The organism is Novosphingobium sp. ZW T3_23 (assembly GCF_044987305.1).
GTDB lineage: Bacteria > Pseudomonadota > Alphaproteobacteria > Sphingomonadales > Sphingomonadaceae > Novosphingobium.
In genome coordinates this window covers 1-22,712 of the sequence record NZ_JBJDRF010000017.1, presented here as the reverse complement: position 1 = coordinate 22,712, position 22,712 = coordinate 1, and the positions used below count along the sequence as shown (strand labels likewise).

Annotated in this window: 18 protein-coding genes; 7 read left to right on the top strand and 11 right to left on the bottom strand. The window is 65.1% G+C overall.

Annotated features, from left to right (window positions below; genetic code table 11):
• Positions 1-93: 93 nt before the first annotated feature.
• Both ssb and ACI3K3_RS11220 read left to right on the top strand, forming a co-directional pair.
• Positions 94-696, top strand: a complete 603-nt coding sequence (ssb, locus tag ACI3K3_RS11225) for a single-stranded DNA-binding protein (RefSeq protein WP_404913721.1) — start codon at positions 94-96, stop codon at positions 694-696.
• A gap of 305 nt (positions 697-1,001) precedes the next feature.
• Positions 1,002-3,191, top strand: coding sequence for a TonB-dependent receptor (locus ACI3K3_RS11220; RefSeq protein WP_404913719.1), 2,190 nt, complete (start codon positions 1,002-1,004; stop codon positions 3,189-3,191).
• Positions 3,192-3,236: 45 nt separating this feature from the next.
• Here ACI3K3_RS11220 and ACI3K3_RS11215 read toward each other — a convergent pair whose 3' ends face one another.
• Positions 3,237-3,851, bottom strand: coding sequence for a class GN sortase (locus ACI3K3_RS11215; protein WP_404913717.1), 615 nt, complete (start codon positions 3,849-3,851; stop codon positions 3,237-3,239).
• Positions 3,848-6,001, bottom strand: a complete 2,154-nt coding sequence (locus tag ACI3K3_RS11210) for a marine proteobacterial sortase target protein (RefSeq protein ID WP_404913715.1) — start codon at positions 5,999-6,001, stop codon at positions 3,848-3,850. The genes ACI3K3_RS11215 and ACI3K3_RS11210 overlap by 4 nt, the downstream gene beginning before the upstream one ends.
• Positions 6,002-6,170: 169 nt before the next feature.
• Here ACI3K3_RS11210 and ACI3K3_RS11205 point away from each other — a divergent pair, with 169 nt between their 5' ends.
• A complete protein-coding gene (locus tag ACI3K3_RS11205; protein WP_404913713.1) occupies positions 6,171-6,953 on the top strand; it encodes a multiprotein-bridging factor 1 family protein in 783 nt (260 codons plus the stop codon).
• Between the two features lie 28 nt (positions 6,954-6,981).
• Here ACI3K3_RS11205 and ACI3K3_RS11200 read toward each other — a convergent pair whose 3' ends face one another.
• The gene (locus tag ACI3K3_RS11200) at positions 6,982-8,436 is read right to left on the bottom strand and encodes a CHAD domain-containing protein (protein WP_404913711.1); all 1,455 of its coding nucleotides are present in this window, start codon (positions 8,434-8,436) and stop codon (positions 6,982-6,984) included.
• 290 nt (positions 8,437-8,726) lie between these two features.
• Here ACI3K3_RS11200 and ACI3K3_RS11195 point away from each other — a divergent pair, with 290 nt between their 5' ends.
• Together ACI3K3_RS11195 and ACI3K3_RS11190 are read left to right on the top strand one after the other, a co-directional pair.
• Positions 8,727-10,961: a TonB-dependent hemoglobin/transferrin/lactoferrin family receptor gene (locus ACI3K3_RS11195; protein WP_404913709.1), complete on the top strand. Its 2,235-nt coding sequence runs from the start codon at positions 8,727-8,729 to the stop codon at positions 10,959-10,961.
• Between the two features lie 78 nt (positions 10,962-11,039).
• Positions 11,040-11,654: a biliverdin-producing heme oxygenase gene (locus ACI3K3_RS11190; protein ID WP_404913708.1), complete on the top strand. Its 615-nt coding sequence runs from the start codon at positions 11,040-11,042 to the stop codon at positions 11,652-11,654.
• A gap of 6 nt (positions 11,655-11,660) precedes the next feature.
• Here the strand turns inward: ACI3K3_RS11190 and ubiM are convergent, their stop codons facing one another.
• The 5 genes from ubiM to glpD form a co-directional block, all read right to left on the bottom strand.
• The gene (gene ubiM, locus ACI3K3_RS11185; protein WP_404913706.1) at positions 11,661-12,821 is read right to left on the bottom strand and encodes a 5-demethoxyubiquinol-8 5-hydroxylase UbiM; all 1,161 of its coding nucleotides are present in this window, start codon (positions 12,819-12,821) and stop codon (positions 11,661-11,663) included.
• 93 nt (positions 12,822-12,914) lie between these two features.
• Complete coding sequence (locus tag ACI3K3_RS11180; RefSeq protein WP_404913704.1) at positions 12,915-14,444, bottom strand: MDR family MFS transporter; 1,530 nt, start codon at positions 14,442-14,444, stop codon at positions 12,915-12,917.
• Between the two features lie 219 nt (positions 14,445-14,663).
• Positions 14,664-15,341 carry a hypothetical protein gene (locus ACI3K3_RS11175; protein ID WP_404913788.1) on the bottom strand — a complete coding sequence of 226 codons (678 nt, stop codon included), beginning with the start codon at positions 15,339-15,341 and terminating at the stop codon, positions 14,664-14,666.
• 97 nt (positions 15,342-15,438) lie between these two features.
• The gene (locus ACI3K3_RS11170) at positions 15,439-16,248 is read right to left on the bottom strand and encodes a DeoR/GlpR family DNA-binding transcription regulator (RefSeq protein WP_404913702.1); all 810 of its coding nucleotides are present in this window, start codon (positions 16,246-16,248) and stop codon (positions 15,439-15,441) included.
• A 28-nt stretch (positions 16,249-16,276) separates the two neighbouring features.
• Entirely contained in the window at positions 16,277-17,851 is a 1,575-nt protein-coding gene (gene glpD / locus ACI3K3_RS11165) for a glycerol-3-phosphate dehydrogenase (RefSeq protein WP_404913701.1), read from the bottom strand.
• Between the two features lie 170 nt (positions 17,852-18,021).
• Here glpD and glpK point away from each other — a divergent pair, with 170 nt between their 5' ends.
• Together glpK and ACI3K3_RS11155 are read left to right on the top strand one after the other, a co-directional pair.
• Entirely contained in the window at positions 18,022-19,512 is a 1,491-nt protein-coding gene (glpK, locus tag ACI3K3_RS11160; protein ID WP_404913699.1) for a glycerol kinase GlpK, read from the top strand.
• Between the two features lie 81 nt (positions 19,513-19,593).
• On the top strand, positions 19,594-20,910 hold the full coding sequence (locus ACI3K3_RS11155) for an Hsp70 family protein (RefSeq protein WP_404913697.1): 1,317 nt from the start codon (positions 19,594-19,596) through the stop codon (positions 20,908-20,910).
• Between the two features lie 42 nt (positions 20,911-20,952).
• Here the strand turns inward: ACI3K3_RS11155 and tenA are convergent, their stop codons facing one another.
• The 3 genes from tenA to ACI3K3_RS11140 all read right to left on the bottom strand — a co-directional run.
• Positions 20,953-21,615: a thiaminase II gene (gene tenA, locus ACI3K3_RS11150; protein WP_404913696.1), complete on the bottom strand. Its 663-nt coding sequence runs from the start codon at positions 21,613-21,615 to the stop codon at positions 20,953-20,955.
• Positions 21,612-22,448 (bottom strand): S1/P1 nuclease, encoded by an 837-nt coding sequence (locus ACI3K3_RS11145; RefSeq protein WP_404913694.1) that lies wholly within the window; start codon positions 22,446-22,448, stop codon positions 21,612-21,614. Before ACI3K3_RS11145 ends, tenA begins: the two co-directional genes overlap by 4 nt.
• A 64-nt stretch (positions 22,449-22,512) precedes the next feature.
• On the bottom strand, positions 22,513-22,712 hold a 200-nt coding region (locus ACI3K3_RS11140; RefSeq protein ID WP_404913692.1), incomplete at its 5' end, for a VOC family protein.

Sequence of the window (22,712 nt, the reverse complement as noted above, 5' to 3'; positions counted from 1 at the left end):
ACCGCTCTGTGAAAAAGGGCCGTCGGCAGACTCGCGCCGGCGGCCGCCATTCGCTACCCCAACCGCCGAGATTCAGAAGAAAGCGATTCCCTCATGGCAGGCAGCGTCAACAAGGTCATCCTGATCGGCAACCTCGGAGCCGATCCCGAAGTGAAGTCGTTCCAGAACGGTGGGCGCATCGCGAACTTGCGCATTGCGACCTCGGAAAACTGGAAGGACCGTGCGACCGGCGAGCGCAAGGAACGCACCGAGTGGCACTCGGTCGTGATCCAGTCGGAAGGCCTGGTCGGCGTGGTCGAACGCTTCCTGCGCAAGGGTTCGAAGATCTACATCGAAGGCCAACTGCGCACCCGCAAGTGGCAGGATCAGAACGGTAACGATCGCTACACCACCGAAGTTTCGGTCGGCGGCGTCGGCGGCGTTCTGACCATGCTGGACGGCGCGCAGGGCGGCGGCCGTGGCGGCGCCGGCGGTGGTTCCGGCGGTGGCTGGGGAGAAGGTGGCTCCTCGGGCGGCGGCGACTTCGGCGGTGGCCGCTCCGGCGGCGGTGCCCGTGGCGGCGACGATTGGGGGCGCAGCGGCGGTTCTTCGTCGGGCGGTTCGTCCTCGGGCGGCGCTTCTGGCGGCAGCGACTGGGGCCGTACCAGCAGCAGCGGTGGATTCGGCGACGACCTGGACGACGATATCCCGTTCTGAGCTTTTTTCCGGAAAAGAACCCGCAACAAGAAGGGGCGCTTCGCGAGAAGCGCCCCTTCTTGCATTTTGAACAGCTTCTACGGCTTCAAGTGTAGAAAAAGGCGCATTATCTCAAGGAGATCGCTGCCGCAGCGCAGCATGAGAAGTGCAGGCTCACGTGTGCAGCGTTGTGGCCAAACGACAACAGTCCCGAGGCGATCTGATTTTTGCAACGCAGCAACAGAAACATTGCGTTTGCGAGAGCGCGCTCGAGTCCCTAAGCGCCCGCGCCAACAAGGTCAGGGTAATCAGGGTTCCATAAAATCATGCATCAGCGCCGATTCCGTCACTGCGCCGCCGCCTCGCTGTTCGCGATCGCCTGTGCCACGCCCTATGCCGCCCATGCTCAGAGCGCCACGGCACCGGCTGCCGATGCCGCCCCCAGCACCGATATCGTCGTGACCGCGACCCGCCGCGCGGAACGCGCCGTGGACGTGCCGATCGCGGTTTCGTCGCTGAGCGGAGACAAGCTCGCCGCGATCAATTCCAGCGGCCAGGACATCCGCTTCCTCTCGGGCCGCGTGCCCAGCCTGCTGGCGGAATCGTCGTTCGGCCGCACTTTCCCGCGCTTCTATATCCGAGGCCTGGGCAATACCGACTTCTCTTCCGACGCGGCACAGCCCGTCTCGGTGGTCTATGACAACATCGCGCTCGAAAGCCCGTTCCTGAAGGCTTTCCCCGCGTTCGACCTTGAAAACATCGAAGTGCTCAAGGGCCCGCAAGGCACCCTGTTCGGCCGTAATACCCCGGCCGGCGTCATCAAGCTGACCTCTGCTCGCCCGACCGATCATTATACCGGCCACGGCAGCGTTTCCTGGGGCACCTACAACACGATCAACAGCGAGCTGGCGCTGAGCGGTCCGATCACCGACACCCTGCGCTTCCGCGTTGCCGGCAACCTCCAGCACCGCGACGACTGGGTGAAGAACGACTACGCGCAGACGATCAACGAGCGCCGTTTCGACGGCTACGACGATCTCGCCGGTCGCGCTCTGCTCGAATACGACAACGGTCCGCTCAACATTCTCGCCAATGTCCACGCGCGCCACTTGCGCGGATCGGCCCGCGTCTTCCGTGGCAACTCGATCAAGCCGGGCACCAACGACTTCGTTGACGGCTTCGACGTCGAGCACACCGCGCAGAACGGTTCGAACCCGCAGCGCCTCGACGGCTGGGGCGCCAATGTCCAGGCCAGCTACGATTTCGACGGCATCGGCACCCTGTTCTCGGTGACGGGCTGGGAGAAGGTCAACGTCTTCTCGCGCGGCGACACGGACGGCAGCTATCCCGCCGCCGTGCCGTTCTCGGTCGAGACCGGCAGCAAGGCCCGCCCGCGCGAATTCACGCAGGAACTGCGCTTCGCCTCGGAGAAGTTCGGGGATGTCAGCTTCCAGGCCGGCGCCTACTACTTCAACCAGAACCTCAACACCGAAGCGGTCAGCTGGAACGAGACCAACGTCCGCACCGACGGCAATACCGCGCATCTCGACAACGAGACTTACGCGGTGTTCGGCTCCGTCGAATATACCCCGATCGAGCAGCTGATCCTGCGCGGCGGCCTGCGCTGGTCGCATGACCGCAAGTACAGCGTCCTCAACGATGTCGACGGCGCCCTGCTGTCGGACGGCCGTGCCAAGGGCTCGAAGGTATCGTGGGACGCCAGCGCGACCTACAAGCTTGACGACGACCACTCCCTCTATGCCCGCGCCGCATCGGGCTATCTCGGTGCTTCGCTCAAGAACGATGTCATCGCCGGTGTCGCCACCGAAGCCAAGCCGCAGACGACCACTTCGTTCGAAGCCGGTTTCAAGGGTGAAGAGCGCGGCCTCGTAAGCTATTCGGCCGATGTGTTCTACATGAACACCCGCAACATCCAGCTGACCGCCGTGGGCGGCGCCTCGAACACCACCACCCTGATCAATGCCCGCAAGGCGATCGGCTGGGGCGTGGAGAGCGAAGTCACGCTCACGCCGGTCGAGGGCCTCGTCCTGACGGCGGGCGGCAGCTACAACTTCACCAAGCTCAAGGACCGGAACCTGACGGTCGCGCCCTGTTCGGGCGGCTGCACCGTGCTCGATCCCATCGTGGCCGGTACCTCCTACGTCTCGATCGACGGCAACCGTCTGCCGCAGGCGCCGCGCTGGATCGCCAACTGGACGGCGGGCTACACGGTGCCGATCAGCGAGAATCAGGAAGTCTTCGCCTATACCGACTGGGCCTATCGCAGCTCGGTGAACCTGTTCCTCTACGATTCCATCGAGTTCACCGGCAAGGCGTCGCTTGAAGGCGGCCTGCGGGCGGGCTGGCGCGACAATGCCATGGGTGTGGAAGTGGCCGCTTTCGCGCGCAACATCACCAACCAGATCCGCATCGTCGGTGCCATCGACTTCAACAACCTGACCAGCATGGTCAACGAGCCGCGCATCATCGGCGGCGAGGTGAAGTTCCACTTCTGATCGATTTCCCAGGGGCGCCCGGTTCAAGGCCGGGCGTCCCCTGGTTCATGGCGCGACGGCTTCCGCGTGGACGACATAGCGCCACGGACCGCGCCGGATCGCATCGAACGGGAAGCAGGTCACCAGATCGAGCCGCTCCCTGGCGTCTACATCCGCTACCGCATAGTCATCCCATCGCACCACTTCCGCGCCGGTCACCCGGTAGCGCCGTTCCGTGCCTTCGCGGGTCTGGACGAAAACGAGATCGCCTTTCCTCAAGTCCTTCAGGAAGCGGAAATGCGTGTCGCGGTGGGCGGCTATCACAGCGGTTCCAGAACGACCCAGCGCGCCGCCGCCGGGCAGGAGCGTTGGTCCGAAGGCCAGGGCCTGGCCCGAACCGCCGTCGAGCACCGTGCGCGAGAGATCGAGCCTTGGCACCACCAGGCGCGCGACCGGCGTCATGTCCGCCCAGGGCCAGGGCTTGCGGGGAGCGTGATCGATGCGGCTCCGCTCGAAGGCCCGGTCGAGCAGGACTTGCGCCGTGGCCGCCTTCGCCGGGATGTAGAGTCCGCGCGCGACCTCCACGAGCCCGGTTAGGCACAGGGCCAGCAGCGCCAGGGCGAGCAGGCCGCGCATCGGCGCGACCTTCCCGATGCGCGCCGCCAGCACCGCCCGGCTCATGCCGCCCTCCGGCGCAGCAGCAGTGCAAGGCCGGTCAGGCCCGCCAGTATCAGGGCAAGACCCTTGCCGATCACGCCCAGGAAGCCGGTGGCCGTCTGCGGAAGTTCCAGCGCCTCAGCCTGCATGGCGGCTGAGGCTTCCGATCCGTCCTTCGGCGCGGCCTGGACTGTGTCCTGTCCGAACAGCCGGTCGAAATCCCAGCCTGCCGGAAGGTTGATCGGCAGTTCCTCGCGGCTCAGGCGCGCTCCGGCCGGGCGGGAGGGCGTCTCGTCGACCGCCACGAGGCTGGTGCGGCTGGTGACGATGCCGCTCTCCATGCCGATCCGCTCGACTTCGGCATCGGCGCGTACGTCCTCCAGCTTTCCAAGCGCGCGATCCGCCTCGACATCGGTGATGCGGCGGCGCGCCCAGAGCTTTTCGATGGCCGGGCTGGGCAGGGCGGCGGCAAGATCGACCCGCCGCTCCCACGGCCGATCGCCGATCTTGCCGCTGACGGTCAGGGTTCCCGCCAGCTTGTCGGCACGGCCGAGGAGCACCAGCGGTCTTCCCGCATAGACGTCCGGCAGGCGGGACGGCGTGAGGTCCAGTGAGCCACCCTCGACGCGCACGGAAAGGTCGCGGACGGCGGGATGGCTGAGTACGTCGAGCAAGGGCATCATCTTGGCCGCCACCTCGCCGGGCGCGCCGACATGGGTGTAGACGCCGCCGCCGATCGTCGACATCCGCTCCATCAGGAAGTCGTTGGGGGCAGAGCCGATGCCGACCATGAAGACATGGCTGCGGCCGCCGTCGGCGCCGATCGCGGCCATCATCTCGCGCTCGTTGGAAATGGCGCCGTCGGTGAGGAACACGATTTGGCGCAGGATATCCGGATCGTTGCCGCCGCCGGTTCCGGCATCTTCCAGCGCCGCCTTCAGAGCGGGAAGCATCTCGGTGCCGCCCTGCGCTTCCAGCGATTGCGCGAAGCGGGTGGCCAAGGCCACCTGATCGGGCGTGGCGGCGACACTGTGCTCGAACAGGCGGGTCATCGTATCGTCGAACCGGATGACGTTGAAGTGGTCCTGCGGGCGCAGGGTGCCCAGCGCATGGACGAGGCTGGCCTTGGCTTCCTCCATCGAGTCGCCGCCCATCGATCCGCTGTTGTCGATCACGAACACCATCTCGCGCGGCGGGCGGGGCAGGCCGTCGAGATTGGCCGGCGGGGCTATGGAGGCCATGACATAGTCTCCCGCAGCGGTCCTCTGGGCGAACAGGCCGAGCGTGGGGTCTGCCGAGGCGGAGCGCCATTCGAGCACGAAGTCGCGATCGGCAGGCACGGCGGCCTCGGCAAGGCGGACGGTCCGGTCGTCTGTCGGACCCGCGACGTCGATCTTGTGATAGCGGCTGATCAGGTTGGCGACGTCGAACCCCGGCGAGAGGTGGACGGAGATCGATGTGGGGTTCTGGTTCGCCCCCAGAGCGGGATCGAGGACCGGCGCGGCGGTGACGGCCGTGGCATCGTCCGCCGCAGTGGAGGAGGTCAGCGTATGCGGCGGGGTGTAGCGCGGCCCGACCACCAGCGGCAGGCGCAGCGAGAAGGTGCCGTTCGTCTGGGCGACCGGGGCTTGATACTCGATCGAGATCAGCACCGTCTCGCCGGGGCCTACGTTGGCGACCGAAGTGCTGAACATGTTCGGGCGCTGCTGCTCCACAAGCCCTGCCTTGCGGCCGCTGCTCCGGGCGGCTTCGTAAGCCGCGCGGGCCTTTTCGCGGGGCTGGATGCGGCCGACGATGACCCGCTCGCCCACGACCATCTTCAGCGAATCCACCGCGCCGTCCTGTGGCAGGGGATAGAGATAGCTCGCCTCCATCCAGCGATCCGAGGTGTTGCGGAAGGCCTGCGTAACCCGCACGCGGGCGATCTGGCCGGTAACGGTCACGTCCATGTCGGTGCCCAGGCGCACGGCGGGGAGGCTGCGGGCGATCCCTTGACCGCGCAGCAGCAGCGTGCCGGTGGCCGGACCCTGTTCCGAGGATGATCCCTGAGCGGTTCCCTCGGCCACGGCGGCGGTCGATTGGATGGCGATCGCCACCGGGCCTGCAAGGACGAGCATGGCGGCGGGGATCAGTGCGCGGCGAAAGGCGCGGCGGTTTGCGGAAGATTGCGGCATGGCGAAGCTCCATCTGGCTTGGAGCCTGTTCCTTATGCGCCGGGCTTGCCGCACAGCCACGAGCAGTTTCGGCCGGTTCCGGCATGCCTGTGCGGGGGTCTGTGCGGGATTGCGCAAAGTGATGCGGCTATTGACGTGATGTGCGCAATTGTGCGGAAAGGTGCGCAGTATGACCACGAGCGCTACCGACCCTACCGATGCCGAGACCGATTCGGCCGAACTCGCCCGCCTTGTGCGTGAGGAGATCGCGCGCCGCCGGATATCCCGACAAGCCTTGGCAGATATGGCGCGTATCAGCTTGTCTACGCTGGAAAAGGCCTTGGCGGGCAAGCGTTCCTTCACGCTGGCGACATTGCTGCGGATCGAGGACGCCCTGGGCGTCAGCTTGCGTCCGGGCGGCGAAAGCCTCGCGGCCTCAGCGATGGCCGGCCCCATCGTCCCCGACGTGGCGCCCGACACCATGGGCGCCTATGCGCGCTCGGCGGTGACATGGCTGGAAGGACGCTACCTCACTCTGCGGCCCAGCTTCGGCACGCCGGGCGGGCTGTTTGCCTATCTCACCACCGTTTGCTGGATGCCGGAAAAGGGATGTCTGGGATTTGCGGAATCCGGCCGTTCGGATTCCCGGTTCGAACAGGCCGGGCACGTCTCCATGCCCAATCTCTCCGGCCATATCTATCTCGTCACCAATGAGCAGGGGCAGTACCGCCTGGCCATTCTTTCACGCCCCACGATCGAGGGGCAGATGTTCGGCATCCTGACCACTCTGGAAGTGGGCAGCGGATCGCAACTCGTTCCTGCCGCGGCGCCGATCGCCTTGCGCAAGCTGGCCGATGGCGAGAACGTCGAACTGGGGCTCGTCACCGCCGACATGGGGCATTTCAGCGGCTACAGCGAGATGTTGGGCCGCGCGACCGGGGGAGACTTCGCGCGGCTGCACCTGCCGTCATGATCCTGGACTTTTGCCGCGTGGTCGCCGGTCAGCGCCAGAAGCGCTTGGCATCGACGAAAGCATCGTAGGCTTCGGCAGCCGATTCCAGAAGATCGGCCTTGCGATCCCCGGTGACGATCCCCGCTGCCTGCGGTGAGCCTTCGAGGCCCAGCCTGGCCAGCAGTTCAGGCGCGCCCGCCAGATCGTTGAGCGCACCCAGACCGTCCTGCAATTCCTCCAGCGCGGAAACGAAGCGCTTGCGGCGCCGCCGCTCGCGCTTGTCGGGAAACAGGCCCGCGAAGAAGTCCGTCGCGTAACGCATCTTCTTGGCCGTCTTGCGAACCTCATGGCGGGCATGGTCGCCGAGTTTTTCCATTTTCCGGCCGCCGTTCTTCACCTTGCGGCGGAACCGCTCCAGTACCCCGGTGGCGAACTCTCGGGCCGGCGTGTCACGGAAGTCCTGCGTTTCCGCATCCGAAAGCCACGCGCCAACGGCGATCCATTCGGCAAGGCTGAGCATCAACCTGCGCGCACGGAGCGAATCCAGCGCCGCGATCGCGCCGTCATAAGCCTCGTCCCGCGCAGAGAGGATGCGGTCGAGCAGGGGGCCGGGTTCCACTTGGCCGGCAAGCACGTCGAGATCCCGCGCCTTGCCCAGCTCGGAGGCCAACCAGCGCAGTTCGTCGTTGAACCGGCGGCGCGCTTTCTCGTCGAAGAGGGGCTTGAACAGGGTCAGCGCGGAACGCAAGCGGCGGATGGCGACGCGTAGCTGGTGCAGGGCCGCTTCATCGCGATGGTCCAGAACCAGCGGTTCGTTGAGCCGAAAATGGCGCAGGCACGCCGTTGCAACCGTCTGGAAGGCGCTTGCGGCGGTCTGGTCCTTGCCCAGTTTCACGCGCTCGGCCTTGAAGGCGGAGGGTGCGGGGCCGAGCAGGCGATAGCCGCGTTCCGCCTTGCTCGATACGCCGATGCGCACCGGCACGATTTCGTCTATCCGCCGCGCCAGTGCGAACAGCGCGGCGGCATGGCCTCGCTTCAGTTCCAGCTCGACTTCGCACATCGGCATTTCGCGTTCTGCGGCCAGAATGCGGCCCCGGTCCAGCGCGATCTCGATGCCGTCCTGTAGCCAGAGATGCCTTTCGTTCTCGACTGTGAATATCGGCGCGATCGCTGCCGTTTTCTTTCCCAGCAAGGCGGGAATGGGCGTGGCATGATCGATGACCGGTTCGTCGTTGGTGACGGAGCGCTCCCACTCCGGACGGATGAACATCCCGGCAGACGAACCGTCCGCCTTGACGGTCTGCTTCCGCTTCTCGCCCTCGCGCCGGATGCGGAGTGAAAGGCCTTCGCTGGCCAGGTCATGGTCCGGCGTGTCGAAGTAGATGGCGTGTTGCGGCAACACGCTGGGATCGCCTTTGAGCAATCCGGATTTTTCAAGGCGATCTGCACTGTCCGCCGCGAGTTCCAGCTTCAGTTCGGCTTCCTCGTTCGGGGCGGCCGTCATGACGTGATCTCCATTCTATTCGGCAAGACAGGCAGGCGTTGCCGGTGCTTGGTCTCAGTAGGATAAATGCACCAGAACCCCGAACGTTCGCCTTGCCGGTTCGGGATTACCGGAATGCTACAAAGACCGCCTTTTCGGGCCATCGAAGAGCGCTCCTTCACCTCATCCGTGCGCGAGCGATTCCGATCGATTGAGGTTCCACGAAAAAATTCATCGGGGCCATTGAAATCCCAGGGCTACCTTGTGCACATACCGCTCCTGCGAATCATTAGCAGTAGAACGGAACCTCAATGATCTTCTCCACACGGCGCTCCCTGGTTTGCGCGCTGAAACAGACATCTGCCCTCGGTGCCGTCGCGATGTTCTGCGCGGCGATCCAGGCCCATGCCGCGCAGGATACCGTCGCTGGACCCGAAGATGCCGGTAAGCTCGGTTCGGTGCGTGTCGAGGATACGGCTATCGGCGATCAGCGTGAGGGCGTCGATCGCAATGCGGCCGGAAAGCCTTCCGTGCTCACCACCACCACCACGGCGGAAACCCTGCGGGAGCGCATGGTCGACAATATCGCCGAATATGCGCGTCGTGTGGATGCCGGGGTGAACTTCAGCAGCAGCAACCAGAGCATCAACATTCGCGGCCTCGACGCCAACCGCGTGCTGACGACCGTGGACGGCATCCGCTTGCCGTGGATGAACGATGGCGCACGCGGAGTGCAGGGCGGCGTGGCGGCCTTCGATTTCAACTCGCTCAGTGCCATCGATGTGGTGAAGAGCAGCGATTCCAGTTATTTCGGTCAGGGTGCGCTGGGCGGCGTGTTCGCGGTGCGAACCCTTGATCCCGAGGATTTGCTGACCGGAGGCAAGAAGCAGGGCGCGCTTGGAAAGGCCACTTACGATAGCACCAGCGACAGCGTCTATCTCAACCAGGCGGCGGCGTTTCGCACGGGAGATACGCTCGTCCTCATCCAGGGCGGCTATCAGAACGGCCATGAGGTGGAGAACCAGGGGACGGTCTACGGCACCGGCACCGGCCGCACAGCGCGAAATCCCGCCTCCTACGATCAGGGCAACCTGCTGCTGAAGGTCCACCAATACCTCGGCGGCGGACACCGGATCGGCCTGACCGGCGAGAAATTCAAGCGCAGCTATGACGAGAACACACTGACCAGCGTCAACGCCACCTACCGGACCTACTCCACGCTGGAGCAGAACAAGCGCAAGCGTATCGCCGGCACTTACGACTATCAGGCGGAAGGCGACGGCTTCGTGCAGGAGGCCCATCTCGTCGGCTACTGGCAGCGGCTGAACCTGCGTACTTACACGCAGGCCATGCGCATAACCCGGCCTGCCGGGCAGTTCGATCGCGACAGTGACCTCCAGAACGAATCCTGGGGCGCGAACGGCTCGATCATCGGGAGGGCCGCCACTGGAGCGGTGGAGCACGAGATCAGCCTGGGCGGTGAATTCTTCGCCACCAAGACCCAGCAATATGCCGCCGGCGTCGACAATTGCACCCCGGCGATCGCATCCTGCTCGTTCCTGCATGTGAACCAGTCCGACATGCCCGACGTGAAGAGCCTGGACCTGGGCCTGTTCATACAGGACCGGATGAGCTTCGGGGCCCTGCACCTGACGCCGGGTCTGCGCTTCGACTGGTATCGCCGCCGCCCGCAGGATACGCCGGGCTACACGGCCAATCCGACATATGAAGGCCTGCCCAGCCGGTCGAGCGATTCCCAGTTTTCGCCCAAGATCCTGGCGGAATACGATATCGTTCCCGGCCTGACCGCCTATGCGCAATATGCGCAGGCCTTCCGCGCGCCTTCGGCCACCGAGCTCTATCTCACTTATGGCGGGCCCGGTACCTATCTCAATATAGGCAATCCCGACCTCAAGCCGGAGACGAGCAAGGGTTACGAGATCGGCATGAAGTTCGGTGACGCCAAGCGCGGCGCCAAGGTGAGCTTCTACGACAATTACTACCGCAACTTCATCGACAACGTCAGCACGACAGCCGCCGAAGCGGGTGTCACAGGCTCCTATCCCTTCGGCATAACCACGTACGCCAACCGTAACCGCGTTCGAATCTACGGCGTCGAAGCCAGCGCGCAGTGGGCGCTGACCGACAACTGGCGCGTGTGGGGATCGATCGCCTATGCCAACGGCAAGGACACCGAGCAGGATATCCACCTCAACTCGATCCCGCCCCTGCGCGGCATCGCCGGTTTCGGCTACAGCCAGTCCCGCTTCGGAGCCGATCTGTCCGCCACGGTTGCCGCGAAGCGAAACAAGGTCGAAAATCCCGCTTCCTCGATCAACAAGACGCCCGGTTACGGGATCATCGATTTCACCGCCTGGGTGAAGCCCGGCCTGTTCGAAGGCCTGCGTCTTCAGGGCGGCGTATACAACATCCTCGACAAGACCTATTACAACGCGCTGGACATTTCGGACAGCGCCACCGCCTCGCAAAGCTACTACAGCCAGCCGGGACGGACCTACAAGGCGTCGATGATACTGGCGTTCTGACCTGCGGCTTTGGGGGGCGTGTGAGGCGGGGCAGGCCTCACACACTTCCCCCCGCGAACAATGGAAGAAGGATAATCCATGGATACGGCACTTCAGAACCACGCTGAAACCGCCCACTCCGAAACGAGCCGCGCCAAGCGCCTCAAGGCTGCCACCACGGAGACGCACGATCGGCTGGACAAGCGGATCATGGCTGGGCAACCGTTCGCTTCCGTTGCGAACTACGGCCGCTTTCTGGCCGTGCAGCACCAGTTCCATCGCGATATCGACGCGCTTTACGACAATGCGGCGTTGTCGGCGCTCCTGCCCGATCTCTCCGATCGTCGCCGCTTCGGGCAAATCGGACAGGACATGAGTGATCTTGTGCTGGACCTGCCGCAGCCAGACGAAGAACCCCGGTTCGTGGCCGATGCAGTGGATCTGCCGACGGCGCTGGGATGGCTCTATGTCGCTGAGGGTTCGAACCTGGGCGCGGCGTTCCTGTTCAAGATGGCGAAGGCGCTCGGTCTCGACGAAAACCACGGCGCCCGCCATCTCGCCGGGCATCCCGACGGCCGCGCGCAGCACTGGCGCTCGTTCACGGGCGCGCTCGACGGCGTCACGCTGGACGCGGCCGAGGAAGCGCGGGTGGTCGATGGTGCCAATGCCGCCTTCAGGCGCGTTCATGCGCTGGTCGAGCAGCAATACGGCTGAGCGGCTTCAGGGTTGCATCAGCAGCCGGCTGACGCTCTTCGCAATGAAGGGTAAGCTGGCCGTGCGCAGCGCCGCGTGCCGTGCCACACGCGCGGCCGGGTGCTCGGCGGTGTAAAGGCCGACGATGGCGTTGGTCGCGGTGTAGATCGGCCGGCCGGCGAGGCGATGCGCGGCTTCGTAGCGACGCAGCAGCGACGACGCGCCGATGTCTTGGCCCCTTGCCGCCGCCTCGCGGATGAGACCGGCCAGGGTGCAGGCGCTGGTCAGTCCAAGGTTGAAGCCATGGGCCGTCACCGGGTGCATGCCTACCGCCGCATCGCCGATCAGCGCCGCGCGAGAGGCCGCGAAATGGCGCGCGTAAGTCGTCGCCAGCGGATAGACATGGGGCTGCCCGATCACATTCATCCGGCCCAGGCGTCCTTGATAGCGACGGGTCAGCTCCGCCCCCAGCGCCTCTTGATCCAGGGCAGTGAGCCGGTCTATCCCGGCTAACGACAGCGTCAGGACGGCCGAGGATTGGCGGCCGTTCAGCGGCAGCATGGCGATCGTCTGGCCATGGTCGAACCATTCGGTGGCGATGCCGTCATGATCGCGATCATGCACTACCCGGCAGACCAGCATCGCGCGGCCCAGCCGGTTCACTTCGGCGCCGATGCCCAACTGCTGGCGAACGAACGAGAAGCGGGAATCCGCCCCGACCACGAGCCGTGCCTGCAACGCTTCGCCGTCATCCAGGCGAACGACCACCCGGTGCGGCCCGCGCTCGATGGAATGGACGGCGCGGCCGCCGAGGATATCGACCCCGGCAAGCCCGTCCACCACTTCGAACAGGGCCTGGCGGATGAGGTGGTTCGAGACCAGATGACCCAGCCGCTCCGCATGGCCCGCTCCGAAGGAAAGCGCGAAGGCGGATTTTCCATTCAGGACGCGCGCTTCCCGCAAGGGCGCGATGCCTTGCGCGTCGATGCGATGCCAGGCGCCAAGTTCGCGCAATTCGCGAACAGAGCGCTGCGTCAGGGCGATTTCCCTCCCGTCCGGCAGGGGGCGGGCGAGGGCCTCCACCGGCTGTCGTTCCACCACGGCTACGCGCAGGTCCGTGCCCGCCAGGGCTGCGGCGAAGGCAAGGCCTGCCGGGCCTGCTCCCACCACTACAACGTCATGCGTCATCGTCGCTGGTTCCATCTTTGTCGGGCCATCTTGCTGCCGGGCTGATCCTGCACGCCTGCTTCCATCGGCGCCATGATGCAGGTCAATCCCGGGTCAGGCAGCCTCTTGCCGCGGCTCCGACTGCTTGCGGGCGGCATGGCCGGAAATTTCCGCGCCGGCGTCTGGGGCGAAGCGCAGGTTCCAGAACGTGGCGGTCAATGAAATCGCGGTAACCACCCAGAAGGCCACGGAGAAGTCCATGAGGGCAGGGGCCTCGCGCCCGTTTGCCGTCATGGCCAGGTGGAGGCCCAGGGCACCCACGCAGATGCCCAGGGAAAGCATCAGCTGCTGGAAGGTGGAATAGAACGCGGTCGCGCGGCTCATCTGCTTCTTGTCGATGCCGTCGTAGGCGATGGTGTTGTAGGCGGTGAACTGGAACGACATGAAGAAGCCGGAGAGCCCCAGCACGCAGAACATGGCCCAGACCGGCCAGCCGGGGCCGAACAACCCGCAGACGGCATATCCGAAAGTGGCGATGACGCCGTTCCACACCAGGGCCTTACGGAACCCGAAACGGCGCAGCACGCGCGGCGCGAAGCTCTTCATGGCGAGCGATCCGATCGCAGTGGCCACGGTTATGGTCCCGCTGCGGGCCGCCGAGAAACCGAAGCCCACCTGCATCATCAGCGGCAGGAGGAACGGCTGCGCCCCCTGGGTGATGCGGGTGATCGACCCGGCTATGACCGAAAGCCGGAAGGTGTCGTCCCGCAGGAGGGATAGATCGAGAATGGCGTTATCGCGCTTGCGGGCGTGCACCACGTAGAGCGTTCCCGTCACCAGCCCTACGCCGATCAGAACCGCGGCAAGGGCGCCTTCGTTGGGGCGGCTGACCATCTCGAAGCCGAACAGCAGGCAACCCAGCGACAGGCCGCTCAGCACGAAGCCGGGCGTGTCGAACCGGGCGGGTTCGTCTTCGCGGATGTTGGCGATGAAACGCCCCACCAGATAGAAGCCCAGCACACCCATCGGCAGGTTGATGTAGAAGATCCAGCGCCAGTCGAGATAAGTCACGATGAGGCCGCCCAATGGTGGGCCGATGATCGGGCCGATCAGGGCCGGTACCAGCAGCCAGGACATGGCGTTGACCATATCCTGCTTGGCCACCGATCGCAGCAGCACCAGTCGGCCGACCGGGATCATCATCGCTCCACCCACGCCCTGGACGAAGCGGGAAACGACCATCATTTCCAGCGTTCGCGACTGGCCGCAGGCAAGACTTCCCAGCACGAAAAGGAGAATTGCCGCCCTGAAGACCGTGCGCGATCCGTAACGATCGGCGATCGTGCCAGAGGCCGGAATGAACACCGCCAGCGCAAGCAGGTAAGAGGTCAAGGCGACGCTCATTTCCTGCGGACGGACGCCGAAATCACGCGCCATGGTGGGCAAGGCGGTGGCGAGCACCGTGGAATCCACGAATTCCATGAACAGAGCCGAGGCGATGATCAGCGCCACCAGCCGATAGTTCGCTCCCGAAGCCTCCGGGCCTTCGTCGTGCGTTTTCGCGAGTGCACCGGCGGCCGGCACGATGCCGTCGCGAACTTCCGCATTGACCGAGGCAACGCCGCGACGGCGCGGCCTCAGCATGGGGCCTGCGAGCTTCGAGGGGGGAGTGACATGGGCAACTTTCGAACTAGCGGACTGAAGATCCTCTCCGCCGAACTGGCCGTCCATCTGTCACGCGGGCGTGCCGATGAAGGTCATATAGGCTGCCAGCCGGAAAATGTAACCCGCCCTTGCTTGCCGGGCATGGGTGTGGGACCAAGGGAGCGGACTTATTTTCTTAAATTACGTCATAACATGATTTTAGTCATCGATCTTGCCAAACGGAAGGAGCTTGCGTGAGAGGCGAGCGGCGGTCTTTCCGTCGTTTGCGCGCAAGGCCGGCAATATTGTCAGGGCGGCCCGCTTCATCTGCGCGTCGAGAGGCGTCGGAGCAGGGGCGGTGGCAGCGGTTTCAGCCAGTCGTCGCGCTTGCGCCACTTGGCCCTGGTCCTTGCGAATGCGCATCATCGCCGCCAGCCCGGCGTAGAACGCCCGGTTTCCGCCCAGCGCGACGGCCTTGGTCAGCGCGGCCTCTCCGGCGTCGGCCTTGGCGCCGATCACGGTGCGTGCCACCAGGCCGCCCAATTGGTCGATGGCGTCGAGATGCCAGCCGGCGATGACCATCTGCGCCTCGGCATCGCGCGGATTTTGGGAGGCAAGACGCTGGAACACCTCGAGCGAGGCCTTCGCGTCGGTGCGGTTGCGTGTTAGCTTGCCGCGATAACCCATTGCAATCCCACGCTGAAGCGTAGCCTCTCGATCACCAGGATGGGCGGTCAGTATCCGGTCGGATTCGGTTATCGCCTGGTTTATGAGCGACAGGGCCTTTTTTTTGTCCGAAGTCTGGAAAGCGGCAGTGGTCAGGAGTTCGCGGGGAGTATCCGCCAGCGCGACAGGGGCAGCGGCAACGACGACCATTGCGCTCGCGGCAAACATCATGGAACGGTACACATGCTCTCCTGACAGGGCCTTCGGGACGGCAGCATGGCCGATGGCGCCGGGCAAGACCAGTAGAGATATGTTTCCCGTTTACGCCCTACGGCAAGGCGGTGGACGGTTGCGTTTCTATGAGCTTGACCCCGTTGCGCTCACAGGCGCCGCGCAATGCGGGATCGTCGATCCGGTCGCAGACGAGGAAGTCAATCGCTTCCATCCCGCAGACCCTGACAGGGGCCGAGCGCCCGACCTTGGAGGAATCGGCAACGAGGATGACCTTGCGCGCATTGCGGATAATCGTCTGCGAAACCTCGACTTCGTCTATGGCGAAGTCCAGCAGGCTGCCATCGCCGTCCAGCGCGGAAATGCCGATCAGGGCATAGTCCACACGGAAGTTCTCGATGAAGCGCATGGCGAGGGCACCGACGACCGCGCGGTCTCCGGTCCGCACTTTCCCGCCGACGCTGACAAGCTCCAGCGCCGGGTGGTTCGACAGGGCGTCGATGACGTTCAGGTTGTTGGAGATCACCATCAGATTGCGGTGATGCGCGAAGTTTGCGGCGACGGCCTCCGTGGTCGTGCCGATATTGATGAAGAGCGAGGCGCCGTCCGGGATGAGCGCGGCGGCGGCGGCGCCGATCCGGGCCTTGGCCGCCGAAGCGACATCGCGGCGCTCGTCGTAGGCCAGATTGTCCACCCCCGAAGTGACGAGCGCGCCGCCATGCACGCGCGAGAGCAGCGACTGCCCGGCCAGCACGTTCAGGTCCTTGCGGATCGTCTGCGGCGTAACGCCGAGCCGCTCCGCAAGATCATCCACGCTGACGCTGCCGGCACCGCGTGCCATCTCCAATATATGGGCGCGGCGCCGGGCCACGATATCGCCATTGGTCTCTGCGGCTAAGTCGATCATATTCGCGTCCCGTCCTTATCGCCCGTCCCTATCGATTGCCGGAAAGCCAGGCATCGACGGCCTCGGCCGTGCCGGGCGGGACGTGAAGCCCCAGCTTGCTGCGTCGGAACAGGATATCCTCCGCAGTGCGCGCCCATTCCGCGTCCACGAGATACTCGATCTCGCGGGCATGGAGGCCGCCGCCGAAGTCTTGACCGAGATCTGCCGTGGTTCGCGCCTGGCCAAGAATCTCGCTGGCGCGGGTGCCATAGGCGCGGGCGAGGCGGCGCAGGAGTTCGGCCGGCATCTGCGGATAACCGGCGACCAGCTCCGCGACGAACCGTTCGAAGTCGCCATCCGTAAAGTCGCCGCCCGGCAGCACTGCGCCTGCCGTCCAGGGCATGGTCACTTGCGGGAACAGCTGTGCGATGTGCTCCATGGCATGCTCCGCCAGCTTGCGATAAGTGGTGATCTTGCCTCCAAAAATCGACAGCATCGGCGCCTGCCGATCGTCGCCCTGTTCGAAATCGAGTACGTAGTCGCGCGTTACCGCCGAAGCGTTGGCCGCATGGTCATCATAGAGCGGACGAATGCCGGCATAGCTCCAGACGATGTCGGCCGGGCTCACCTGACGCTCGAAGTAGCGATTGGCGGTTTCGCACAAGTAGTTGATCTCGTCGGGACTGATCGTGGCTTTGCCGGGCGCCTCGTTCCAGGGCTCGTCGGTGGTGCCGATCAGGGTGAATTCGCGCTCGTAGGGGATGGCGAAGACGATCCGGCGATCGGGGTTCTGCAACATGAAGGCGTGATCGCCGGGATAGAGCCGCGGGACGACGATGTGGCTGCCTTTGACGAGCCGCACGCCGCGGTCGTCCCTGGCGCGTCCGATCTGGCGCAGCAGGTCTGCGACCCAAGGCCCGGCGGCGTTGATCAGCATGCGCGCCTGGACCTGACGAGGGCCTCTTTCGCTTTCGCCGGCGCTTTCGATAGTGGCGATCCAGCTGCCGTTTTCGCTTACGGCGTCGGTCAGTCGGGTGCGGGTTTCGATCCGGGCACCGCGCGCGGCGGCATCCATGGCGTTGAGCACGACCAGGCGGCTGTCCTCCACCCAGCAGTCGGAATAAACGAAAGCCTTGCCCTTTCCTTTCGCTTTCGTTTCCTGCCGTCTCAGCCCCTTGCCCTGGCCCCCGCGATCGAGATCAACCGTCTCCGTGCCCGGCAGCTTCTTGCGTCCACCCAGGTGATCGTAAAGAAACAGGCCGAGCCGCACCATCCAGGCCGGGCGGGGAGAGCGCGATTGGGGCAGGACGAAGCGCAAGGGCCAGATGATGTGCGGCGCCATGCCGAGCAGCCGTTCGCGCTCTATAAGCGCCTCACGTACAAGGCGAAATTCGTAGTATTCCAGGTAGCGAAGCCCGCCGTGGATCAGCTTCGTGGAAGCCGAGGACGTGTGGCTGGCAAGATCGTCCTGCTCGACCAGCAACACCGAAAGACCGCGACCTGCCGCGTCGCGCGCGATCCCGGCGCCATTTATGCCACCGCCGACGATCAGCAGATCGTAGCTTTCGATCCGGTCGTTCGGAACGGGCGACTGCGCGGAAACTTGCGCCTCTGGCTGCGGCATGAGGACTCTCGTAAACTGACCATGATTTCGATTTATGAAAATAGGCTTGGCAATACGAAAGATCAAACGAAACATTTGACGTTCGTTCGAAAGCATGCGCAGAACGGCGTCGTCGATCGTTATGCGCCGGGCTTGACTGGATCGACAGGATACCCTCGGAGATACGCGCCATGACCCAGCCCCGCCACATCCTCGCCATCGACCAGGGCACCACCTCCACGCGTGCCATCGTCTTCGACGATGCCGCTCGTCCCCTCGGCACGTCACAGTCGGAATTCGAGCAGCACTACCCGAATCTGGGCTGGGTGGAACACGATGCGGAAGACATCTGGCGCGATGCCGTCAGGGTCGCTCGCGAAGCGATAGAACGCAGCGGAGTGGGCGAACGCGGGATTGCCGGCATCGGTATCACCAACCAGCGCGAAACGGTGGTGGTATGGGAGCGGGAGAGCGGCAAGCCGATCCATCGCGCGATCGTCTGGCAAGACCGCCGGACCGCTCGCCTTTGCGCGGATCTCAAGGCGGATGGTGCCGAGCCGGACGTGCGGGCGCGCACCGGCCTCCTGATCGATCCCTACTTCTCGGCCACCAAGTTGGCCTGGATCCTCGACAACGTGGCGGATGCCCGCTCTCGCGCGGAACGTGGCGAGCTTGCTTTCGGCACGATCGACAGTTTCCTGCTCTGGCGCCTGACGGGCGGCAAGGTCCACGCCACCGACGTGACCAATGCCGGTCGGACGCTGCTCTACAATATTCGGGAACAGCGCTGGGACGAGGAGCTTTGCCGCCTGTTCCGCGTGCCGATGCAGATGCTGCCCGAAGTGCACGACAACGCGCATCTGTTCGGCATGACGGACAAGGCGCTGTTCGACGTCGAGATCCCGCTGGCCGGCGTCGCGGGCGACCAGCAGGCCGCGCTGTTCGGCCAGGCCTGTTTCGAGGCGGGCATGGCCAAGTCCACTTACGGCACTGGCTGCTTCATGCTGCTGAACACCGGATCGGAAGCGCTCGCTTCGGAAAACCGGCTGCTGGCCACGCCTGCCTACCGTCTGGGTGGCAAGATGACTTATGCGCTGGAAGGCTCGATCTTCGTGGCGGGCGCGGCGGTGAAATGGCTTCGCGACGGCATCGGGGTGATCACCCACGCGCGCGAGACCAACGACATGGCGACGCAGGTGCCGGACAATCACGGCGTCTACATGGTTCCTGCCTTCGTGGGGCTGGGCGCGCCGCATTGGGATCCGGACGCGCGGGGCGCCATCTTCGGCCTGACCCTGGGCGCTACCCAGGCTCATCTGGCCCGCGCGGCACTGGAAGCGGTGTCCTACCAGACCATGGACCTGGCGCAGGCCATGGTCTCTGACGGCGGCGACGCGCTCGCCAAGCTGCGCGTGGACGGAGGCATGGCGGCGAACGACTGGCTCTGCCAGTTCCTGGCGGACATGCTGGAGGTGCCGGTCGAGCGTCCGGTCCATCTGGAAACGACGGCCCTGGGCGCGGCCTTCCATGCGGGTCTCGCCACCGGCGTCTGGCCCGATCTCGCCGCGCTCTCCGCCACCTGGACGCAGGGAAGCCTGTTTACGCCCCGGATGGATGGCCGGACCCGCAGGGGATTGATCGATGGTTGGCGCGATGCCTTGAAGAGAACCCTTAGCCAGTAACCAACCCGCACAGCGACTTGCGCGACGGGTTGGAGGCTGCGATAGGCGCAGCCCAATTCCGTTTCAGCGAGGATTTTCGTCATGTCGGCCAACCCGGTCGCTTCCCGGTCCGTCGGCATCGATTTCGGCACGACCAATTCGGTCATCGCCATCGCCGAACATGCGCAGGACGCCGAACTCGTGGAGTTCGCCGCACAGGGCGGGTCGGGTTCGGTGTTTCGCTCCGCCTTGTGCTTCTGGCAGGACGAAGCCGTTCGCGGCGGGCTGGCGCATGAGGCCGGGCCCTGGGCGATTTCGGAATTTCTGGAATTTCCGCAAGGGTCGCGCTTCCTGCAATCCTTCAAGTCCGTGGCGGCCAACCCGGCGTTCGAGCATGCCACCCTGTTCGAGAAACGGCTGCGGTTCGAGGAACTGGGTCAGGTCTTCCTGAAGCATCTGGTAGGGCATTCGGGGGATGCCTTGCGTGAAGTGCCGGAGCGCGTCGTCGTCGGGCGGCCGGTTCGCTATGTCGGGTCGCGTCCGGACGAGGCGCTGGCCCGCAAGCGCTACGATGCCATGTTCGGGCTGCTGGGGCGTACGGTCCACTATGTCTATGAGCCGATCGGCGCGGCATTCAGTTTCGCGTCCCGCCTCACCGAGCCCGCGACCCTGCTGGTTGCGGATTTCGGCGGCGGCACCAGCGACTTTTCGATCGTCCGGGTGGAAGCGCCGGGCGCGGCGCGGCGATGCCTGCCGCTGGGATCGGCCGGGATCGGCATCGCCGGGGATCGCTTCGATTATCGCATCATGGATCATCTGGTGCTGCCGCTGCTGGGCAAGGGCGGCACTTATCGATCGTTCGACAAAGTCCTGGAAATCCCGGCAGGCCACTTCGCGGATTTCGGGGACTGGTCGCGCCTCGCCATGATGCGCAACCGTCGTACCCTGGAACAGCTGGCGCGGCTGAAGCATGGCGCCACCGATCCCGCGGCCATCGATCGCATGATCGCGGTGGTGGAGCATGAACTGGGCTTCGGCCTTTACGAAGCGGTGGGCCGCCTGAAGCGCACGCTATCCGCTGCGGACCATGCCGCCTTCCACTTCGAAAGCGAAGCGCTGACCATCGAGGCTGAAGTGAGCCGGGGCGAATTCGAAACCTGGATCGCGCCCGATCTCCAGCGCATCGGGGAAACGGTGGATGGCGCCCTGGCGCAGGCGGAACTGCGGGCGGACGAGATCGACCATGTCTTCCTCACGGGCGGTTCCTCGCTGATACCGGCCGTGCGCGGGCTGTTCGTGGAGCGCTTCGGTGAAGAACGGCTTGCCTCCGGCAACGAGTTGACCTCGATCGCCCATGGCCTTGCGCTGATCGGTCAGTCACCCGACCTGGATGAGTGGACCGCCGGCGAACCGGACTGAGCCGCCGCTTTTAAGCCCCCTAGGAACGCTCGGACGGGTGGTTCAGATCGGCCAGGTCTCTCGCCGATAGGCGGAATCCCAGAACATCCATTCGTAGCGCGCGGCGTTGCGGAAGGCCGTGGCCATGGCCGCGCGGATGGCCGGCGTGGCGTCGGCGGCGGCTTGGTCCACCAGCGCGCGAACCCGCTGCGTGGCCTCTCCGAAAGAGGGGGCCGCATAAGTCTCTATCCATGCCGCGTAGGGGTTGGGTGAAGCGGCGCGCGGCTTGATGTCGCAGCCCACTTCCCAATAGACCCAGAAACAGGGGAGGATACCGGCGATCAGTTCCTCGTAGCTGCGCGTGGCGGCAAGGCTGGCGAGATAGCCGGTGTAGCCGAGGCAGGCGGGCGTTGCCTCGCTCTGTTCCGCCATGCCGGGCGTTACGCCGAATTGGGCGAAGAACGCCTGATGAAGGGCTTCCTCCACCTGCACGGCCACTTTGGCGCCGTCCGAAAACTCCAGCCGACCCGCCGCACTCGGCGCGCGCGCGGCGGCGATGGCCAGTACGCGGGCATATTCGGCAAGATAGAGGCTGTCCTGAACGATATAATGGCGGAAGCTCTCCGGAGGGAGCGTGCCCTCGGCCAGCTCGTCCAGGAAGGGGTGGGACAGGATCGCGCGACGCAGGGGCGCCAGTTCCGCCCATATCGTTTCGCAGAAGCTCATCGCGATACTCCGCGCCGGCCAGGCTTGGTGGCAGTCGCGTCCTGGTCGAAGATCCAGTTCAGGTATGCCGCGATGCGGATGCCGGCATGTTCCAGCCGGTCGTCCACCTCGGCGCGGTGCTGGTAGGCATAGTCCCAGGAGATGACCGGATTCGTCGGATAGATCGTCTTGCGCAGGGCGATGCTCTCGGCCACCCACACCTGTGGATCGCGCACGTTCCAGGCTACCACCTGCTCCGGCGTGATCTTGCGCGAAAGCCAGCCGGCATATTCGGAGTAGGACAGCGAGCGCTGCTCGATCAGGCCCGAATCCCATACCGAGTGGAGATTGGTCTGGTTGCCGAACCAGGTGACTTTCACGTCGTTGCCGCCCCGATCGTTACCGCCGCCGGCATGGAGCGGCTGGTGCAGGTCGCCGATGATGTGGACGATGAAGCGCAGTGCCAGGCGGCGCTCTTCCAGAGGGGCCTTCGGATCGCGCAGCGTGGCGGTGAAACGGGTGAGCGCGGTCATGGCATCGCCTTCCGGCGGCGCGTCGGAGGGCGCATAGGCGTCTCCTTCGCGCACGGTGACGTAGTGCCAGGGGCTGGCCTGCTTCTGCCAGAAGGGGGCGGGATCGGACTTCATGTCGTCAGGCCAGGTGGCCGCTTCGGCAAGGTCTTCCGTGCCCAGCAGCAGGCGCACTTGCGCGCGGGCAACGCCGCTGAGGTTCTCGTCGGCAATGGCGCCGGTAATGCGGTGGCCGATCGCGCCCCAGGCCAGGGCAGGCGAAGCGGGGGCGACGACCGTGGCGAGCGTGACGGCGAGCGAAAGCGAGAGAGTCGGATAGCGCATGGGCCACTCCATACAGCAACCGGCCCGGCATGCCAGTTCGGTTTGGCCAGTTCCTCTAACCAGGTCAGTCGTTTGGATCTGCCATCTCGTAAAGCTCTAGCGGCAGGCCGTCGGGGTCCGCGAAGAAGGTGAAGCGTCTGTCCGTGTAGGGATCGATGCGGATCGGTTCGCATTCCACCCCGGCCGCTTGCAGCCGGGCGATCTCCGCGTCCAGATCGATCACCGCGAAGGCAAGGTGCCGCAGTCCGCAGGCTTCCGGACGGG

What these genes read in the sequence shown, in the direction of transcription:
- ssb (WP_404913721.1), top strand. Translation starts at nt 94, where the DNA reads ATGGCAGGCAGCGTCAACAAGGTCATCCTGATCGGCAACCTCGGAGCC.
- ACI3K3_RS11220 (WP_404913719.1), top strand. Translation starts at nt 1,002, where the DNA reads ATGCATCAGCGCCGATTCCGTCACTGCGCCGCCGCCTCGCTGTTCGCG.
- ACI3K3_RS11215 (WP_404913717.1), bottom strand. Translation starts at nt 3,851, where the DNA reads ATGAGCCGGGCGGTGCTGGCGGCGCGCATCGGGAAGGTCGCGCCGATG.
- ACI3K3_RS11210 (WP_404913715.1), bottom strand. Translation starts at nt 6,001, where the DNA reads ATGCCGCAATCTTCCGCAAACCGCCGCGCCTTTCGCCGCGCACTGATC.
- ACI3K3_RS11205 (WP_404913713.1), top strand. Translation starts at nt 6,171, where the DNA reads ATGACCACGAGCGCTACCGACCCTACCGATGCCGAGACCGATTCGGCC.
- ACI3K3_RS11200 (WP_404913711.1), bottom strand. Translation starts at nt 8,436, where the DNA reads ATGACGGCCGCCCCGAACGAGGAAGCCGAACTGAAGCTGGAACTCGCG.
- ACI3K3_RS11195 (WP_404913709.1), top strand. Translation starts at nt 8,727, where the DNA reads ATGATCTTCTCCACACGGCGCTCCCTGGTTTGCGCGCTGAAACAGACA.
- ACI3K3_RS11190 (WP_404913708.1), top strand. Translation starts at nt 11,040, where the DNA reads ATGGATACGGCACTTCAGAACCACGCTGAAACCGCCCACTCCGAAACG.
- ubiM (WP_404913706.1), bottom strand. Translation starts at nt 12,821, where the DNA reads ATGACGCATGACGTTGTAGTGGTGGGAGCAGGCCCGGCAGGCCTTGCC.
- ACI3K3_RS11180 (WP_404913704.1), bottom strand. Translation starts at nt 14,444, where the DNA reads ATGCTGAGGCCGCGCCGTCGCGGCGTTGCCTCGGTCAATGCGGAAGTT.
- ACI3K3_RS11175 (WP_404913788.1), bottom strand. Translation starts at nt 15,341, where the DNA reads ATGATGTTTGCCGCGAGCGCAATGGTCGTCGTTGCCGCTGCCCCTGTC.
- ACI3K3_RS11170 (WP_404913702.1), bottom strand. Translation starts at nt 16,248, where the DNA reads ATGATCGACTTAGCCGCAGAGACCAATGGCGATATCGTGGCCCGGCGC.
- glpD (WP_404913701.1), bottom strand. Translation starts at nt 17,851, where the DNA reads ATGCCGCAGCCAGAGGCGCAAGTTTCCGCGCAGTCGCCCGTTCCGAAC.
- glpK (WP_404913699.1), top strand. Translation starts at nt 18,022, where the DNA reads ATGACCCAGCCCCGCCACATCCTCGCCATCGACCAGGGCACCACCTCC.
- ACI3K3_RS11155 (WP_404913697.1), top strand. Translation starts at nt 19,594, where the DNA reads ATGTCGGCCAACCCGGTCGCTTCCCGGTCCGTCGGCATCGATTTCGGC.
- tenA (WP_404913696.1), bottom strand. Translation starts at nt 21,615, where the DNA reads ATGAGCTTCTGCGAAACGATATGGGCGGAACTGGCGCCCCTGCGTCGC.
- ACI3K3_RS11145 (WP_404913694.1), bottom strand. Translation starts at nt 22,448, where the DNA reads ATGCGCTATCCGACTCTCTCGCTTTCGCTCGCCGTCACGCTCGCCACG.